Origin of the sequence: Aquabacterium soli, from assembly GCF_003933735.1 — a bacterium.
Taxonomy (GTDB): Bacteria; Pseudomonadota; Gammaproteobacteria; order Burkholderiales; family Burkholderiaceae_C; genus Aquabacterium; species Aquabacterium soli.
This window is the reverse complement of sequence record NZ_RSED01000009.1, coordinates 203,372-219,850: the sequence shown is the minus strand read 5'-3', so window position 1 is coordinate 219,850 and position 16,479 is coordinate 203,372. Positions and strand designations below refer to the sequence as shown.

General features: G+C 67.8%; 14 protein-coding genes and 3 tRNA genes. All 17 read right to left on the bottom strand.

The genetic code is table 11. The annotated features are described in order from the left end of the window. Positions 1 to 88: 88 nt before the first annotated feature. The 17 genes from EIP75_RS13585 to EIP75_RS13505 all read right to left on the bottom strand — a co-directional run bounded on the left by EIP75_RS13585 (position 89) and on the right by EIP75_RS13505 (position 16,391). Positions 89 to 163: transfer RNA gene (locus EIP75_RS13585), tRNA-Thr, on the bottom strand. 124 nt (positions 164 to 287) lie between these two features. Further along, positions 288 to 361 (bottom strand) — tRNA-Gly (locus EIP75_RS13580). Positions 362 to 399: 38 nt separating this feature from the next. Then, a tRNA-Tyr gene (locus tag EIP75_RS13575) sits at positions 400 to 485 on the bottom strand. Between the two features lie 66 nt (positions 486 to 551). Next, positions 552 to 1,610 carry an acyltransferase family protein gene (locus tag EIP75_RS13570; RefSeq protein ID WP_125243810.1) on the bottom strand — a complete coding sequence of 353 codons (1,059 nt, stop codon included), beginning with the start codon at positions 1,608 to 1,610 and terminating at the stop codon, positions 552 to 554. A 4-nt stretch (positions 1,611 to 1,614) separates the two neighbouring features. Next, complete coding sequence (locus EIP75_RS13565) at positions 1,615 to 3,072, bottom strand: lipid II flippase MurJ (protein WP_125243809.1); 1,458 nt, start codon at positions 3,070 to 3,072, stop codon at positions 1,615 to 1,617. A gap of 15 nt (positions 3,073 to 3,087) precedes the next feature. After that, entirely contained in the window at positions 3,088 to 3,909 is an 822-nt protein-coding gene (locus EIP75_RS13560; RefSeq protein ID WP_125243808.1) for an acyltransferase, read from the bottom strand. A 7-nt stretch (positions 3,910 to 3,916) separates the two neighbouring features. Next, entirely contained in the window at positions 3,917 to 5,299 is a 1,383-nt protein-coding gene (locus tag EIP75_RS13555; protein ID WP_125243807.1) for an O-antigen ligase family protein, read from the bottom strand. After that, positions 5,296 to 6,588: a glycosyltransferase family 4 protein gene (locus EIP75_RS13550; protein WP_199758587.1), complete on the bottom strand. Its 1,293-nt coding sequence runs from the start codon at positions 6,586 to 6,588 to the stop codon at positions 5,296 to 5,298. The genes EIP75_RS13555 and EIP75_RS13550 overlap by 4 nt, the downstream gene beginning before the upstream one ends. A 1-nt stretch (position 6,589) precedes the next feature. Then, positions 6,590 to 7,960, bottom strand: a complete 1,371-nt coding sequence (locus EIP75_RS13545; RefSeq protein ID WP_125243806.1) for a beta-galactosidase — start codon at positions 7,958 to 7,960, stop codon at positions 6,590 to 6,592. Then, positions 7,960 to 9,240 carry a glycosyltransferase gene (locus tag EIP75_RS13540; protein ID WP_125243805.1) on the bottom strand — a complete coding sequence of 427 codons (1,281 nt, stop codon included), beginning with the start codon at positions 9,238 to 9,240 and terminating at the stop codon, positions 7,960 to 7,962. The genes EIP75_RS13545 and EIP75_RS13540 overlap by 1 nt, the downstream gene beginning before the upstream one ends. A gap of 12 nt (positions 9,241 to 9,252) precedes the next feature. After that, on the bottom strand, positions 9,253 to 11,241 hold the full coding sequence (locus tag EIP75_RS13535) for a GumC family protein (RefSeq protein WP_125243804.1): 1,989 nt from the start codon (positions 11,239 to 11,241) through the stop codon (positions 9,253 to 9,255). Between the two features lie 18 nt (positions 11,242 to 11,259). Then, positions 11,260 to 12,057 (bottom strand): polysaccharide biosynthesis/export family protein, encoded by a 798-nt coding sequence (locus tag EIP75_RS13530; RefSeq protein WP_158622844.1) that lies wholly within the window; start codon positions 12,055 to 12,057, stop codon positions 11,260 to 11,262. Between the two features lie 43 nt (positions 12,058 to 12,100). Beyond that, the gene (locus tag EIP75_RS13525) at positions 12,101 to 13,003 is read right to left on the bottom strand and encodes a glycosyltransferase family 2 protein (protein ID WP_125243802.1); all 903 of its coding nucleotides are present in this window, start codon (positions 13,001 to 13,003) and stop codon (positions 12,101 to 12,103) included. A 163-nt stretch (positions 13,004 to 13,166) separates the two neighbouring features. Continuing rightward, entirely contained in the window at positions 13,167 to 13,904 is a 738-nt protein-coding gene (locus tag EIP75_RS13520) for a uracil-DNA glycosylase (RefSeq protein WP_125243801.1), read from the bottom strand. A gap of 7 nt (positions 13,905 to 13,911) precedes the next feature. Next, positions 13,912 to 14,712, bottom strand: a complete 801-nt coding sequence (gene trpC / locus EIP75_RS13515; protein ID WP_125243800.1) for an indole-3-glycerol phosphate synthase TrpC — start codon at positions 14,710 to 14,712, stop codon at positions 13,912 to 13,914. Positions 14,713 to 14,749: 37 nt separating this feature from the next. Beyond that, entirely contained in the window at positions 14,750 to 15,790 is a 1,041-nt protein-coding gene (gene trpD, locus EIP75_RS13510) for an anthranilate phosphoribosyltransferase (protein WP_125243799.1), read from the bottom strand. Positions 15,791 to 15,806: 16 nt separating this feature from the next. After that, positions 15,807 to 16,391, bottom strand: coding sequence for an anthranilate synthase component II (locus EIP75_RS13505; protein WP_125243798.1), 585 nt, complete (start codon positions 16,389 to 16,391; stop codon positions 15,807 to 15,809). Positions 16,392 to 16,479: the final 88 nt, after the last annotated feature.

Here is a 16,479-nt window from a genome sequence, read left to right as displayed (position 1 = left end):
CACGTGCGGCTTGGTCCGTTCAAACTTGCCTTTTGCCATTTGCGCGCTCCAGCGTTCTAAGAATGAGCCTGAGGGGATTTGAGAGGTGTGGTGCCCATGGGCAGGATCGAACTGCCGACCTCCCCCTTACCAAGGGGGTGCTCTACCACTGAGCCACATGGGCATCAACACGGGTCTGGACGCAACAGCAAGCAATGCCTGCAAACATCCACACCCGTGTCGACCACGGCCGCCCAACATCGGGAAGACCGCGAGTTTAGCACGCGAACCATGACAGAACCGCGACCTGGAGCGGGAGACGGGAATCGAACCCGCGTCATTAGCTTGGAAGGCTAAGGTTCTACCATTGAACTACTCCCGCCCGGGAGCCATTCATGATCACACGATCACGTGTTGCCTTGGTGGAGGGGACAGGATTCGAACCTGTGTACGCATAAGCGGGCAGATTTACAGTCTGCTGCCTTTAACCACTCGGCCACCCCTCCAGGGCAAGCCCAAGATATTAGCACAACAATCAGCGCCTGATCAAGCTGACGCGAAATTTGCACACTTCAGGCGCGCGCAGGCCGCAAGGCCGGTGTGCGGCGGCGCCCCAGCATCGGCGCCTCGACCAGGTGCCACGACAGCCAGGCGGCCGCCAGCACCAGCGGCACCACCAGCGCCAGGCCACCCCACGGGCTGGCGCGGAACACCCCGAAGTGCACCAGCACCTGGATGATGGGAAAGTGCAGGATGTAGATGCCGTACGAAAGGTCGCCGAACCGGGTGAAGTTGCCCAGCCAGCGCACGCCGAAGGCCACGTAGAACACGCAGCCCGCCAGCGCCAGCGGGTACAGGTAGTTCAGCTCGACCACGTAGGTCAAAGCGAGCAGTGCCACGCAAACCGCCCCGAGGGGCCAGCCCAGGGCCCGCAGGCGATCACGCTCGTAGTAGCACCAGGCGCCCGGTAGAAAGAACATCAGCCAGCCGGGCATCTGCTTGGCCAGTTCCACGTACAGGCCCTTGCCGGTGGACATGGCCAGGGCCGTGAAGCCGCCCCACCACAGGCAGGCCAGCAGGTAGCCCAGGCCCAGCACGGCGTGGTGTCCCAGGCGGCGCACCAGCCACACGAACACGGGCACCGCCATGTAGAACATCAGCTCCACCTTGATCGTCCAGAGCGCGCCGTTGACAGCCGTGAACGGATGCGTGTCGAACACGCCGGGCAAGCCGGGCTGCAGGAAGTTCAGGAAGACCAGGTTGCTGAGCAGGTACTTCCAGGTGGCGCTGCTGTGCCAGTAATCGCCCCAGGCCAGGCGGGTGATGGCCGCGCCCACCAGCACGCTGAGCACGATGACCACGGCATAGGCCGGCACGATGCGCCGCAGCCGCTTGTCGGCGTAGCGGGCCAGGCGCGGCGTCTGCTCGAAGCTCTGGAAGACCAGGTAGCCGCTGATGATGAAGAAGGTGCACAGCGCGATGCGCGTGTCGATCCAGTGCAGCCAGGCCAGCTGGGGGGCGGCCGTGAGGTCGTAGATGTGCAAGGCCATCACACCGGCCGCCGCCAGCAGGCGCAGCAGGTCGAAGTTGTTGCGATGGACGGGCGGATGCGTCAGGGGACTGCTGCTCATGGGATCAGTGTGCGGTGGCTTTCCAGGGTTTGAGCAGGGCCGCGAGCATCAGCAGGCTGAGCGCGCCGGCCGCGGTGGCCCACAACAGCTGCCACAGCGGCAGCGAAGGCAGGCCGGGCGCCAGCCACAGGCCGGCCAGGGCCAGCAGGGCGCCGCTGCCCAGCAGGTGCGGCCACAGGGGCACGCGCCCCCACAGCCCGCTGCGCCACCACAGCAGCCCGCCATTGACCACGATGCCCAGCAGCAGTGCGGCGGCCATGCCTTGCACGCCGAAGGCCCAGGCCAGCAGCGGCAGGCTCAGCGCCTGGGCCAGGCCGCCGGCCAGCTCACATTCGAAGGGCAGCCGGGTGTCGCCGGCCGCGTGGTTGTAGCGGCCCAGCAGCAGGTTCCAGCTGGCCACCACCAGGCTCACGGCGTACCAGGCCAGCACGGGGCCCAGCACCTCGGCCCCGTGCACCCGCGGGAACAGCAGCACCACCAGCGCCTGCGTGGACAGCAGCAGGCCCACGGCCGCCGGACAGGACACGGTGGTGACCAGGGCCATGCCCTGGCGCAGCACGCCCATGCGCTCGGCGCCTTCGCTGCGCCGGCTCATCAGGCCCAGCAGCACCTGGTTGACGGCCATCAGCGCCAGCAGCGGCAGGTTGACCAGCTTGCGAGCCAGGTTGAGCACGGTGACCACGCCGTCGCCCAGGTAGGACGCGACGATGCGCTCCAGCAGCATCAGGCCCTGCCCCACACCGGCGCTGCCCAGCAGCGGCGCCAGGCGCAAGCCCAGCTCACGCAGGCTGGCCACGTGCGGGCGCCAGTCGGCCCAGGCCAGGCCCTGGCGGCGCATGGCGGGCCACAGCAGCACGCCCATGAGCGCGCCCCCTGCCACGAAGCACCAAGCCAGGCCGGTTTCGGTGCTGGCCTGCCGTGTCCAGGCCATGTAGGCCACCGGCGGCAGGTTGTAGAGCAGCGAACCCAGGCCGGCCAGCACGAAGCGCCCTCGGGCTTGAAGCGGCACGCTCCACAGCGCATGCAGCCACATGCCGGGCACGCTCCAGGCCAGCAGGCGCAGCACGTCTTCGGTGGTGTGGCGCTGCTCGGGCGACAGGCCCGGGCCCACCAGCCACACCCACAGCGGCGCGCCCAGGCTGAGCGCGATCGCCAGCCCCAGGCCGATCAGTCCCAGCGAGGCGGACATGCGTCCCAGCCATTGGCGTTGCGCGCCGGTGGAAGGCGCGTCATCGTTGGCGGGCGCTGTGCCCCGGTGCGCCTGCCACAGCGCCAGTCCGGCCGACGAGATCACGCCACCGCCCAGCACGGTGCGGATCGCCTCGGGCAGGAACATCGCGATCAGGAAAGCATCGGCGCGGGCGCCAGCACCCCAGTTGGCCACCAGCAGCCACTCGCGCGCCAGGCCTGCGGCCAGACCCGTGAGGGTGACGAGAGTGAGCAGCCCCGCGGCGCCGAGCATCGGCTGGCCTCCTGATCAGTGCAGCAGGGTGAACAGCCCCTTGCCGCCCACCTTGTAGTTCAGGCCCCGCACACGCGTACCCACAGGCTTGGCGCCCTGCCCGGCCACGATCACGTAAGGCTCGATCTTCTTGGAAACCACGCAGTTGGCTGAAACCACCGCGCCCTCGCCCACGTGCGCGCCCATCAGGATCATGGCTCGCGAGGTGATCCAGGCGTAATCCTCGATGCGGATGGGGGCGGAGACGGACCAGAACTCCGGCGCCTCCAGGTCGTGCCCGCCGCCGACGATCAGCACGTGGGAGGCGATGGTGACGTGGTTGCCGATGACCAGGCCCGAGCGCGCGTCGATCTGGCAGTGCCAGCCGATGCAGGTGTCGTCGCCGATGGTCAGGCTCTCGATGCCGATGACCTCGGTGTGGCGCCACACGGCCGAGCCCTTGCCGATCTTCGCGCCGCCCAGGCGCAGCCAGGCCAGCCGCAGGTTGTGACTGGGGATCTTGTTGATCAGGATGTTGTAGACCAGCTCCCACATGCGGCGGCAACGGTCCACGAAGGTGGGCCAGTTCTTGCCGTAGGCGGGCAGCAGCTTGCAGGGCATCTCGTCACGCAGGGCGGCGAAGAAGCGGCGCGCCAGCGGGTGTTCGATGCGCTGCTCGATGTCCAGGCAGCTGATCTGAGTGACGGTGCCGTCGCGGCTGGGTGATTCGAAGGCCACGTCATGCGCCAGCATCCAGTCATACGCCTCGGCCAGGGCCTCGGCCGTGGTGTTCAGGCGGGCGGCGTAGTCCGGCAGTCGCTCGCGCAGACCGGTGCTGTGCTGGATGCGGTGTTTCATGGGCAAGTCATCTGCGATGGACGGGGTTGCTCGGAGCAGGCTGGGGCACACGGGCCAGCATGAGCCCCATGGCCAGGATCAGCCAGAACAGCGAGATCAGGACCTGGGTGAAGCTGAAATAGTGGTCAATGAAGCCCGTGGCCAGCGCCGCCAGCACGGTGCCCGTGGTGGCGATGCGCATGGCGTTGTGTCGGCCCACATGGCGGAAGTCGCCCGGCAGGCGCACCTCGCGCCACCAGGCCCTGGTGATGGCGATGAACAGCAGCATGCCCGGCAGGCCCAGCTTGAACCAGTAGTTGAGCCACAGGTTGGAGATGCCATAGATGCCCTTCTCGGGCACGCTCGCCGGCGTCTCGGCCTTGAAACCCAGGCCCAGGGGGTAGTGCAAGGCATTGACCGGGAAGTACACGTATTCGTCGAAGCGCACGCCGGTGCTGACGTCGTTGGACGAGAACAGCGAGGCGAAGCGCTTCTGCGCGGGGGGGTAGACAAGCAGCAGGCTCACGGCCAACAGGATGGCAAGAAGCAGGCCACGTCCGGCATAGGGCGTCCTGCGCCAGGCCAGCCACGCCACGAACAAGCCCAGGCACAGCAAGGCGCCTCGCGAACCACTGAACACGATGCCGGCGGCACCCGCCACGAAGATGAAGGCGCCCAGCGCACGCCGCCAGCCGCGGTGGGCCACGGCATAGAAGACGCCCAGCGGGGCCGCCAGCAAGAGGGCGCCACCCGTGGCGTTGGGATGGATCCAGGGCGAAGGCATGCGGCTCGGGTCCGCGTAGAAGATGTCCTGGATGGCGTCGGGACGGGGGTAGTTCAAGGACGCCAGGAAGGCCGTCATGCGCGCCGGATCGCGGCTGATGGCGAAGAATCCCAGCGTGATCACCAGCAGGCCGGCAAAGCCGACCAGCAGGGCCAGCATCAGGCGTTCGCGGGCCTGTTCATCACGCACCAGCAATGGCAACAGGAAGACCGGTGACACATTGAGCACCCAGCGTACCCAGTTCAGCGGGCCGATGCCATCGCCCAGCGGACGCAACTCCCCGGCCACCATGGGCACGATCGTCCACACGACCAGCCAGCCCAGCAGGCGCTCGGTGCGGCCACGCGGCCAGGCGGGCATGCGACCCGCCAGCCACTGGATGGCCACGCCGGCCCAGGTGAGCACCAGCAGGGCCTCTGCCAGGGGCAAGGGGCCCGCCTTCATCCAGGGCACGGCAGGGGCCAGCAGGGCGAACAGCAACAGCCCCCTCAAGGGCTTTTCGACGATGGCCACCGCCAACGCCAGGCCCACCACCGCCACCATCGTCAGCGGGGCACCGCCCAGCATCATCAGCATGCCGAACAACAGCGACAAGCCCACTGGCAGCAGCAGGACGCCCAGGCTCATGCCACCTCCTCATGGGAGGCCAGAGGGCTGATGCCCGCTCCCCAGGGGCTGATCAGGCTCGGGGCCGGCAGGCGCTCGTAAAGGGACTCCAGTTGGGCCACGGAGGCGGACCAGTCGAAACGAGCGGCCACGTGCTCGCGGCCGGCCTCGCCCAGCGCACGGGCCCGGTCGGGCTGGCCCATGACGGCAGCCAGGGCTTCGGCCAGCCCGTCGGCCGTGCCGCCCAGGTGCGCATGCACACCATCGACCACGCCCAGGCCCGAGACGCCTTCCGGTGTGCTGACCAGGGGCAGGCCGGCGGCCAGGGCTTCGAGCACCTTGAGCTTGGAGCCACCGCCAAAGCGCAAGGGCGCCAGGAAGGCTGCGGCCTCGGCCTGCACCTCGGCCAGGTGAGGCACATAACCACGCCATTCGATGCGGGCATCGGTGAACCGGTGGCGCCAGGCCTCGGGCATGGCGTGGCCGCAGACGATGAAACGGGCCCCAGGCCGCTGGCGCCACAGGCGCGGGAAGACCTCGGTGAGCGCCCACTCGATGGCGTCCACGTTGGGCGCGTACTCGTAGTTGCCCACGAACAGCACCTTGTCGCTGCCCACGGCGGGCTCGACCTGCGAGAAGGCCCGCGTGTCCACGCCGTTGGCGACCACGCCGACCGGCTGGCCGCCACTGAGCCGCTCCATGGTGCGGGCATCGGCGTCGGTGACCGCGGCCACCGCGCTGGCCTGCGACAGCACGCGCCGCTCCCAGCGACGTGCGCGCCACTGGTCGTAGCGGGCCAGCGGCCTCAGCCACACCGGCCACTTGCTGTAGGTGGCCGCCCCCAGTTGCGATTCGACGTTGTGCTCGCACAGCACGAAGGGTTGGCGGTGGCGGGCCAAGGCCAGCTCGAAAGGCTGGAAGCCATAGCTGTGCTCGATCTGCACGACGTCCCAGCCGCCTTCGCTCAACAGCTCATTGAAGCGGGCCGAGAGCGCCGGCGCATGGCCGTTGACCGTGGTCAGCAGGGGCCAGGGCGCCAGGGCCGCGTGCCACAGCGTGACCGGGTGCTTGAGCGAGCGGCGTGGCAGCACGATGAGCCGCTCGACCATGGGCGCAAGGCGAGCCCGTGCCTCATCGTCCAGCGCGGTCTTGGACTGCACCAGCAGCGTGATGCGGTGCCCACGCTCGGCCATGCTGCGCAGCAGGTGGAATTGGCGCGACTTGCCTCCACTGGTGACCGGCCAGGGCAGGTAGGGCATGGCCCAAAGGATGCGCAGCGGACGCGCAGCAGGAGGGACTGACGAGCCCATGTCAGGCCACCAGGATCTGCAGGGCCGTGCCCACCGGCACCGTCACGCCCTTGGGACCGGCCTTGAGCGCGGTCTGCGTGCCCTTGAGCGGGTGGTGCAGCACAGCGTCCTTGCGCCATTGCGGCAGCGTGACGCTCACGGGCTTGTCGGACCAGCACATCCACACCTGGCGGCCATCAGGGCGCTTCCAGGCGATGCTGACCAGCCCCTTGGGCAGGCCGCCCTCGATCTTCGGGGGCGCGTCGGGCTCCAGGCGCGGACCGCTGATCTGCAGGAAGCGCTGCAGCGCGTGGTAGACCGGCTTGGGGTCGCCGTTCTCCCGCAGCAGGCCGTAGCGGCGGTCGCGCACGCTGGCGCGCGCATCCAGATCGGACAGCGTGAACAGGAAGACACGGTCGTAATCCAGCGCCGCCATCAGCGCCAACCGGCGCAGGGTGTGGTCGGCCTGGCCCTGCTCGCCGACGATGGGCTGCTCTTCCTTCGGGCCTTCGTAGCTGGACCAGCCCCATTCGGTGGCCCAGATCTGCTTGACACTGGCCGCGCGCAGCCACTGGTGGGCCGGCTGCACCTTGCCGACGAAGTCGCGCTCGTCGTTGTCCGACCCTTCAGCCTGCGCGGTGTAGGGGTGGTAGGCGACGATGAGGTTCAGGTTGAAGGCGCCCAGCTCACCCATCTTCTGGATCATCAGGCCGCCCGTGGGCAGCTCGCTGAAATAGGCCATGCCCGCCATGGCGATGGGCTTGTCGGGCACGGTGGCGCGCAAGGCCTGCACGGCCGGCAGCAACAGGCGCCCATAACCCTCGGGGTCGGCCTTGGGGGCCCAGAAGGCCAGGATGTTGGGCTCGTTCCAGACCTGCCACGCGTCGACCTGCGGGTAGCGCTTGGCCAGCAGCATCATGCGCAGCGCGTAGGTCTTGGGATCACGCGGCGGGAACTTGTCGAAGTACTGCGCGTACTGGTCCTTGGGCGACACCGAGGTGGCCCACTTGGGCGTGCCGACCACGTAGGTGATGTTGCGCAGGCCCATCTGGCGCACCATCTCCATGGCCTGGTCGATGGCCTTGAGCTCGTACTTGCCTTCTTCGGGTTCCATCAGCATCCAGTGCAGCCCCAGGCGCACCCACTCCAGCCCCAGCACCTTGAAACGCTCGGCCTGCTTGCGCGCCATCTCAGGCGGAAACCACTGGAACTGGGCGTTCACGCCCAGCCAATCCTTCCAGACCACGGCACGCATGGGCTTGAGCTCGATGGGCTTGGCGCCACGTGACAACCAACTGGCCTGTCCGAGGCCAGGCGCAAGCAGCCAGGCGCTGGCCGAGGCCCTGCACAGGGCGGCCAGATAGCGGCGGCGGGCGCGCTGCGCAGTCTTCATCAGAGCCTCTTCGTGGTGGGCCTGGCCGTACTCTGGGCCGACGGCGGCAAGGTGCTCGGGCGGGGCTGCGGACGCCCTTGCGCCATGCGCTTGTGCGCCAGTGCATCGAAGTGCTGCCGAAAGCGCAGGCCATTGAGCGGCCACAGCCGCTGGGATGACACCACGGCCGCCTGCTTCGCCCACGCCGCAGCCTGCTCAGGCGCCTCGACCAGGCCGGTCAGCACCTGCGTCAGCGCGCTCACATCGCCCTGCGGGTAGGCCTGCCCATTGCCCGAACTGATCTCTTCGGCGAACGAACGCGCGTTGGACGTGATCGCCCCGCGTCCCGACGCGATCGCCCAGGCCAGTGCCGCACTGGTGCCACGCATCTGGCCCAGCAAAGACAGCTTGCGGGGCTCCCAGTAGGGCAGCACCATCACATGGTGACGCTGGATCAGCGAGGCGATGTCGCGCTCGTCGATGTCGAGCTCCCAGTCCACCAGGGCCTCCAGGCCCTTGGCCGCCACCCGGGCACGCAGGGCGTCCAGGTAGCTGCCACCGGCGCCGAAGGTGATGTCGGGGGCCGTGCCTCCGGCGATCGTCAGGCGCACGGGCGTGCCATCGGCCCCCTGCTTGGCGACGACACGGGCCAGCGCATCGACCAGGTCCTCGATGCCCTTGCCCGTGTAGATGTAGCCGAAGTACAGCAGCTTGAGCGGCCCCTCGGGGGGCAGCGGCGGCATGGGCGCAGGGGGCACCTCCAGGGTGCCCAGCGGGATCACGTTGATCTTGCTGCGCGGGATGCCCATGCGTGCGGCCAACCGGTTGGCGCCGGTGTCGGTGAGCGTGACGAGGCCATCGACCTGGCGGGCCAGGCGCCGCTCGGCCCACAGCGTGTGCGGATCGCACAGCACCGCCAGCAGCAGCATCAGAGGCCGGGGCAGCAGGCCCGAAGCATCGAGTGCACGCCAGAGACGGCTGACCGGGCGCCAGACCAGGCGCTCGGGATCGTGCACCGTGACCGACAGCGCAGGCCGGTCCGGCAGGCGGGCCAAGGCACACAGGGCGAAGAACTCGCTGGTGCGCCCACCGCCGATCTCGGCATGCACCACGTCGACACGGGACCAGTCCCGCTCGGCCACCCAGCGGCGGGCGGCGGCCAGGCTTTCGAGCGGCTTCTGCCCCAGCAGCGGGGTCAGCACATCCACACCGGCGCCGTTGAGTGCATGCCGGCACTGAGCCGCGTAATCGGCAATGCCGCTGCGTTCGGGCGGCAAGGGAGACAGGAGAACCACACGCATGGCGACGACTCCTCAGCGCTGCAGCCAACGCAGCACGTGCGGCGGCACTTCGAAACGGCGGCGGTTGATGATCACGCCATCGACCTTGTGAAAGGCCGTGCGCAGCACGCCCAGCGCGTTCTCGACCACCGGCACGGTGCTGGCCCGGGCCTCGACCACCAGCACGATCATGTCAGCGCGGCTCAGGCGCACGAAGGCCTCGCGGTTGCTGAGCAGGCCGGCGGCCTCCAGCAGCAGTACCTCGCCGGGCTGGGCGCGGTCAGGCTCGCCTTCGGCCACGTTCAGACGCACACGCAGGCCCTGGGCCTGCAGCAGGGTGCGAAGGCGCTGGGCGATGAAGCTCACGCCCTCTTTGGGACGCGACGAGGTCAGGCCTACCGTGAGCCCTTGTTCGGCCAGGCGGTCGAAAGGCAGCATGCCGTAGATGCGGTACAGGCTGGCGTGGAACTCGTTGTCCTCGCCGCCGTTGCCGGTGATGTCCTTGATGGTGCTCCACAAGGGCACGCCGAAACGCTGTTCGACGCGGCCGCCGTCATGGATGCGCTGGTCCATCAGCGAACGCAGGTAGACCACCAGCAGCCCGACCATCAAGCCGGCCGGCGCCGCCAGCAACAGCAGCAGCAGGCTCTTGGGCGACACGCGGGCCGGGTTGAAGGTGGCCTGCTCGATCTGGGCGATGTTGTTGATGCGGTTCTCGTCCAGGGCCTGGTCGATGCGAGCCTTTTCAAGGCTGTCCAGGTAGAGGGCACGGCCCTTCTCGGCCACGGCCAGCTCCTGCTCCAGGCGGGCCAGTTCGGGCTCGCTCTCGAGCACCTGGCGGCGCGCGGCCTCCAGCTCGCCGATTTCCTTGTCGTACACGGACGAGAAGGTGATCAGCTCGCGCAACCGCACGGATTTCTCAAGCTGGTTGCGCTCCAGGGTGGCGCCCAGCTCATTGGGCGTACGCCGCTCGGAGCGCTGCACATTGCGCTCCTCGGCCTGCACCTGCTTCTCCAGCGTGGCGATGCTCTCGTTGAGTGAGACGATGGTGGGTGCCGTCTCCTTGTAGACGCGCAGGGCATCGGAGCGCTGGCGCTTGAGTTCAGACAGCTGGTTGCTCAGCGCCAGCCAGGTGGGGCCATAGCCCATTTCACGCTCGGACACCACCTCGCGTGGCAGCGACTTCGCACGGCCGGAAGCGTAGTTCAGGCCCTGCTCGGTGGCGTCCTTCTCTGCCAGGATCTCGGCACGGCGGGTGCGCAGCTCGTTCACGCGCTTGGTCAGGGCCTCGATCCGCTCGCTCGCGCTGATGCCCTGGATCTTCTCGAGGCGGGCTCGCCACAGGGCCTTGGTCGATTCGATCTGCTGGTCGGCATCGCGCACCTTGCCCTCATAGAACACCACCAGGCCCTTGCGGCCCAGCACCGTGGTGCGCTCGTCCATGTACACCTTCACCCAGGTCTGCATGATGCGCTGCGCCACCAGCGGGTCATCCCACACGAAGCGCAGCTCCATCACGTTGGAGCCCGGGCCGTGCGCGGCCTGGAACTTGTCCGCCAGCTTGACCGCCAGCCGCTCTTCGGCACTCTGCTGCTCGGTCAGGCCCAGCTTGGTCGTGACCCAGCGCAGGCCGTCCAGCAGCGCCAGCGCTGCCTTGCCGACATGCGCCTTGATCGTTTTCCAGACGCCTTCAGGCGGCGGCTGGTTCGCCATCTCGGCGATGTACAGGCGCGCCACCTGGTTGACCACGGGCCGGCCGGTCAGCATCTTCTCTTCGTCGATGATGGGATCACGCTGGCTGACCTGCGACATCATGGTCTGGCGGTCACCCGCATCCAGTGGCACCGTGAGGTTCTCGCGGCCGGGCTTGACCAGCAGGCGGGCCTCGGAGGCGTACTTGGGCGGCATCAGGAAGGCAATGCCCACGGCGAACACCACCGTGAGGCCGAAGGCGATCAGGAACTCGCGGCGAAAGATGTAGAACAGGCGCAGCAGGTCGCGGAAAGAACGGATGTCGATCATGTTGTGGTGATGCGCCGGTCAGTTGCCGTTGATGGTGGTCACGGTGCTGTCATTGGAACCGATGTTCTTGCTGAAATTGAGACCCACGGCACGGCTGAAGGGCAGCAACTGGTTGATGTAGACATCGATGCCATCGGCCATGTTGCCGGCGGTGGACTTGGGCACGAAGATGATGTCTCCGCGCTGGAAAGACAGGCTGGCGCGCCCCTGTTCGGTCGGCTCGAGCATCTTGCTCAGATCGACGAAGTACACCTGGTAGCGGTCTTGTGCGTCCATCCGCAGCAGGGACACCATGCGCGGATCTGCCGCCGGCATCAGGCCGCCAGCCGCGAAGATGGCCTGCTCGATGCTGACCAGCGCGCCCAGGTCGATGGGCAAGGGGTTGCGCACCGCACCCGCCACGATCACGCGGTTGCTGGGCGACGAGGTGATGTTGATGGTGACGCCAGGCTCGCGGTAATAGGCGTCGAGCCGGCTGCGCATCTCGGCGGCCAGCTCATCGGGTGTCTTGCCGGCGGCCTCGACGCGGCCGATGAAGCGGTAGGAGAAGCTGCCATCGCCACGCACCACGTAGTTCTGCGACTGCGCGTCCTCGACCAGGTTGCGCAGGTCCATCGTGGCCGGCTGGCTGTCGGGCACGATGCGCAGCGTGTCGCCTGCCCGCACCCGCGTGGGCAGCAAAGGCAGCTTGGCCAGGTCCTCCGGCTTGAGCAAGCGGGCCCTGAAGGCCTCGCCCCCTGGCGGCACCAGCGTGCCCATCGGTGTGCAGGCCGTCGCCAGCAGGCAGATCACAACGGTCGCAAGATACTTCTTCATGTCAGGTGCAGGAGGATGCCCGAAACCCGGGACGTGTCGACGTTCAGTTGCCAGGTTGTTGCCCCAGCGCCGGCTTGGAGGGCTCTGCCCGCCACCTTGCATACGAGCGCGCCAGCCCGCCCCGGGAAGGCCTGGTCACCCAGGGTACCCCGAACTTGGCGAAAAACCGGACCATGCTGCGCAAATGCGTCTTGCCGGATTTGGACCAGATGCCCGCGGCACTGTGGCGCTGGTGCTCGTGCACCAACTCGACACTGGGCACGGCCAGCACCTGCCAGCCATTGACCCACATGCGCGCGCACAGGTCGACTTCTTCGAAATAGAGGAAGTAGCCCTCGTCCATGCAGCCGATCTGCCTGAAGGCCGACGCGCGCACCACGAAACCAGTGCCCATCACCCAGTCGGCCTCGAAGGGCTCGGTCGACCACTCCCGCTTGAGCAGGTGCGAGTCGATGCGCGCACGCATCGGCCCCCAGCGGCCCAGCAGCGTGCGCCGCGCCAGGATGTCCGGCAGCGAATAGAAGCGGCGTGCCGAATACTGCAGACTGCCATCCGGGTTGATCAGGCGCAGCCCAGCCACGCCCAACCGCGCCTGCTCGTCGAACAGGCGCCGGATGGTGTCGACATCGTTGCGCTTGAAATATGTGTCGGGGTTGAGCACCAGCACCAGGTCGGTGGTGGAGGCCTCGACACCCAGGTTCACACCGGCACCGAAACCGCCATTGCGTGTGGACAGCAGCACACGCACACCTTCAGGCAGGGCGGCCTGCAGCCTGGCGCCCGAGCCGTCGGGCGAGGCGTTGTCCACGACGACGATGTCCGCCGCGGCTGCGACACCGTGGTGAAGCAGCGAGGCCACGCAGTTCACAGTGAGGTCCAGCGTGTTGTAGTTGACGATCACCACGCCGAGGGTGCTGGCCGGCGTTGTCGTTGAAGCGACGGGCATCAGGATCCTTGACTGGCGGGCACAAGCTGCGTAATGCCGGGCGTGCCACGAAAAACCGAACTGACGTAACGGATTGTCCAGATCTGAGGGCGATGCTTGAACACCCCGGTCAGGTGGTTCACGCACAGTTGATGTGCGTAAACAGCAGATCTTGAACAGAACGTTACAAAATCACGGCGTTTGTGACAGCCCACTCGGGTGCGCGGTCGCCCAGGAAGCGGCTGGCGGCGCCGAAGTGCCCACAGCCGATGAAGGGCAGGGGCGGTCGGCTGGCCGACAAGGGCGAGGGGTGGTTGGCCGTGAGCACCAGGTGCCTGTCGCCCGCCGCCTCGATCAAGGGGCGTTTGCGCTGGGCATGCGCGCCCCACAACAGGAAGACCTTGGGATGCGGATCGGCCGCCACGGCGCCGATCAGCGCATCGGTCAGGATCTCCCAACCCCAGGCGGCATGGCTGGCGGCTTCGCCGGATTCGACCGTGAGGCTGGTGTTGAGCAGCCATACCCCTTGCGCCGCCCAAGAGGCCAGGCACCCATGCGTGGGAATGGGCACGCCCAGGTCACGGTGCAGTTCCTTGTAGATGTTGCGCAGGCTTGGCGGCACCTTCACCCCCGGCAGCACGGAGAAGGCCAGGCCATGCGCCTGGCCCGGACCATGGTACGGATCCTGTCCCAGGATCACGACGCGCACATCGGCACGCCGGGTCAGGTGCAGCGCCGCGAAGACATCGCCCGGGTAGACCACGGCCCCCTGCTCGCGGCGTTGTTCAATGCGCTTCACCAGGGCCTGGCCGGCCGGGCTGTTCGCGAAGGCCTCGGTCAGGTCACGCCAATCGGCGGGCACGCGGGCGAACTGGTCGGCCAGCGGTTCGGTCAGCCGGTTGTCCGGCAACAGCAGCGACATCGGCCGATCAGCCGAACAAGGCCTGCAGCGCCACGCCCGGATCCGGCGCGCGCATGAACGCCTCGCCCACCAGGAAGGCATTCACATCGGCGTCACGCATGCGGCGCACATCAGTCGGGCCCAGGATGCCGGATTCGGTGATCAGCAGGCGGTCGGCCGGCACGCGGGGCAAGAGGCCCAGCGTGGTATCCAGCGTGACCTCGAAGGTGCGCAGGTTGCGGTTGTTGATGCCCACCAGCGGCGTCTTGAGCCTGAGGGCCCGGTCCAGCTCGGCGCCATCATGCACCTCGACCAGCACGGCCAGGCCCAGGCTCTGCGCACAAGCCTCCAGGTCGGCCATCTGCGCATCATCCAGGCAGGCCGCGATCAGCAGGATGCAGTCGGCCCCCATCGCCCGGGCCTCGAACACCTGGTACGGATCGACCATGAAGTCCTTGCGCAGCACGGGCAAGGAACAGGCGGCGCGCGCCTGCTGCAGGTAGCTCACGGCACCCTGGAAGAACTGCTGATCGGTCAGCACGCTCAGGCAGGCAGCGCCATGGGCTGCGTAGCTGGCCGCGATCTCGGCCGGAGCGAACTGCTCGCGCAGCACGCCCTTGCTGGGGCTGGCCTTCTTGACCTCGGCGATCACGGCGGCCTGGCCGGCGGCCACCTTGGCGCGCAATGCGCCGGTGAAATCGCGCAGGTCGGCCTGCTCGCGGTTGCGGGCCTCGGCCTCTTCACGCACCTTGGCCAGGGACTTGTGCTTGAGCGCGGCAGCGATCTCTTCGTGCTTGACGGCGACGATCTTGTTGAGGATGTCTGACATGGCGGTATCCGGAAAATGGACTGGCCGAGGCTGGGCCTCAGGCGGCGGGCTTGAAGCCCTGCGTGGTCTGCACGAAGCGGTGGAGGGTTTCGGCCGCGCGGCCGCTGGACAGCGCCTCGCGCGCGCGGTCCACGCCATCGGCCAGCGACGAGGCCACGTCGGCCGCATACAGCGCCGCGCCGGCGTTGAGCAGCACGATGTCGCGGGCCGGGCCGCTCTGGTTGTCCAGCACGCGGCGCATGATGTCCACCGAGGCCTGGGCGTTGATCACCTTGAGGGCCGAGCCATCGTGCTGGGCCAGGCCGAACTGCTCGGGGTGCACGGTGTACTCGCGCACGTCGCCGTCCTTCAGCTCGGCCACCAGGGTGTCGCCAGCCAGGGTGATCTCGTCCAGCCCGTCGCTGCCATGCACCACCAGCACGTGCTTCGAGCCCAGGCGCTGCAGCACGCGGGCCTGGATGCCGACCAGATCGGCGTGGAACACGCCCATCAGCTGGTTGGGCGCGTTGGCCGGGTTGGTCAGGGGGCCCAGGATGTTGAACAGGGTGCGCACACCCAGCTCCTTGCGCACAGGCGCGGCATGCTTCATGGCGCCATGGTGGTTGGGCGCGAACATGAAGCCGATGCCGCTGGCTTGCAGGCTTTGCGCCACCTGCTCGGGCGACAGGTTGATGTAGCCACCCAGCGCCTCCAGCACATCGGCACTGCCGGTGCTGGACGACACGCTGCGGCCTGCATGCTTGGCCACGCGCGCCCCGGCCGCCGCCGCCACGAACATGGCCGTGGTCGAGATGTTGAAGGTGTGGGCGCCATCGCCGCCTGTGCCGCACAGGTCGATCAGGTGCGTGGTGTCGGCCACGTGCACCGGTGTGGCGAACTCGCGCATCACCTGGGCCGCGGCGGCGATCTCGCCCACGGTTTCCTTCTTGACGCGCAGGCCGGTGATCAGGGCCCCCATGATGACGGGCGACATCTCGCCACGCATGATGCGGCGCATCAGGCCCAGCATCTCGTCGTGGAAGATCTCGCGGTGCTCGATGACGCGCTGCAGCGCCTGGGCGTCGGTGATGGTGCTCATGGTGTGCCGGCCTCGCTCACATCTGCAGGAAGTTCTTGAGCAGGGCGTGGCCGTGCTCCGTCAGGATCGATTCGGGGTGGAACTGCACGCCTTCGAGCGGCGCGAAGTTCGCATCGGTCTGGGGGCCCTTGTGGCGCACGCCCATGATCTCGCCGTCCGGCGTGGTGGAGGTGATCTCCAGGCAGTCGGGCAGGGTCTCGCGCTCGATGGCCAGCGAGTGGTAGCGGATCACGGTGAACTCGCGCGGCAGGCCCTGGTACACACCTTTTTCATCCGTGGTGATGACGCTGGTCTTGCCGTGCATCTGCTGGTGCGCGCGGATCACCTTGCCGCCCAGGGCCGCGCCGATGGCCTGGTGGCCCAGGCACACGCCCAGGATGGGCAGCTGGCCGGTGAAGCGCTGCAGCGCAGGCACGCAGATGCCGGCTTCGGCGGGTGAGCAGGGGCCGGGCGACAGCACCAGGCGGTCGGGCTTCATCGCGGCGATCTCGTCAAGCGAGATCTCGTCATTGCGAACGACCTTGACCTCTTCACCCAGCTCGCAGAAGTACTGCACCAGGTTGAAGGTGAAACTGTCGTAGTTGTCGATCATCAGCAGCATATGCGCTCTATCCTATTGATTTCATGAGGGATTTCTTGGCAGCCCTCGTTTTGATACCCGCTTTGATACCCGCTTTTTTGCTCACTGG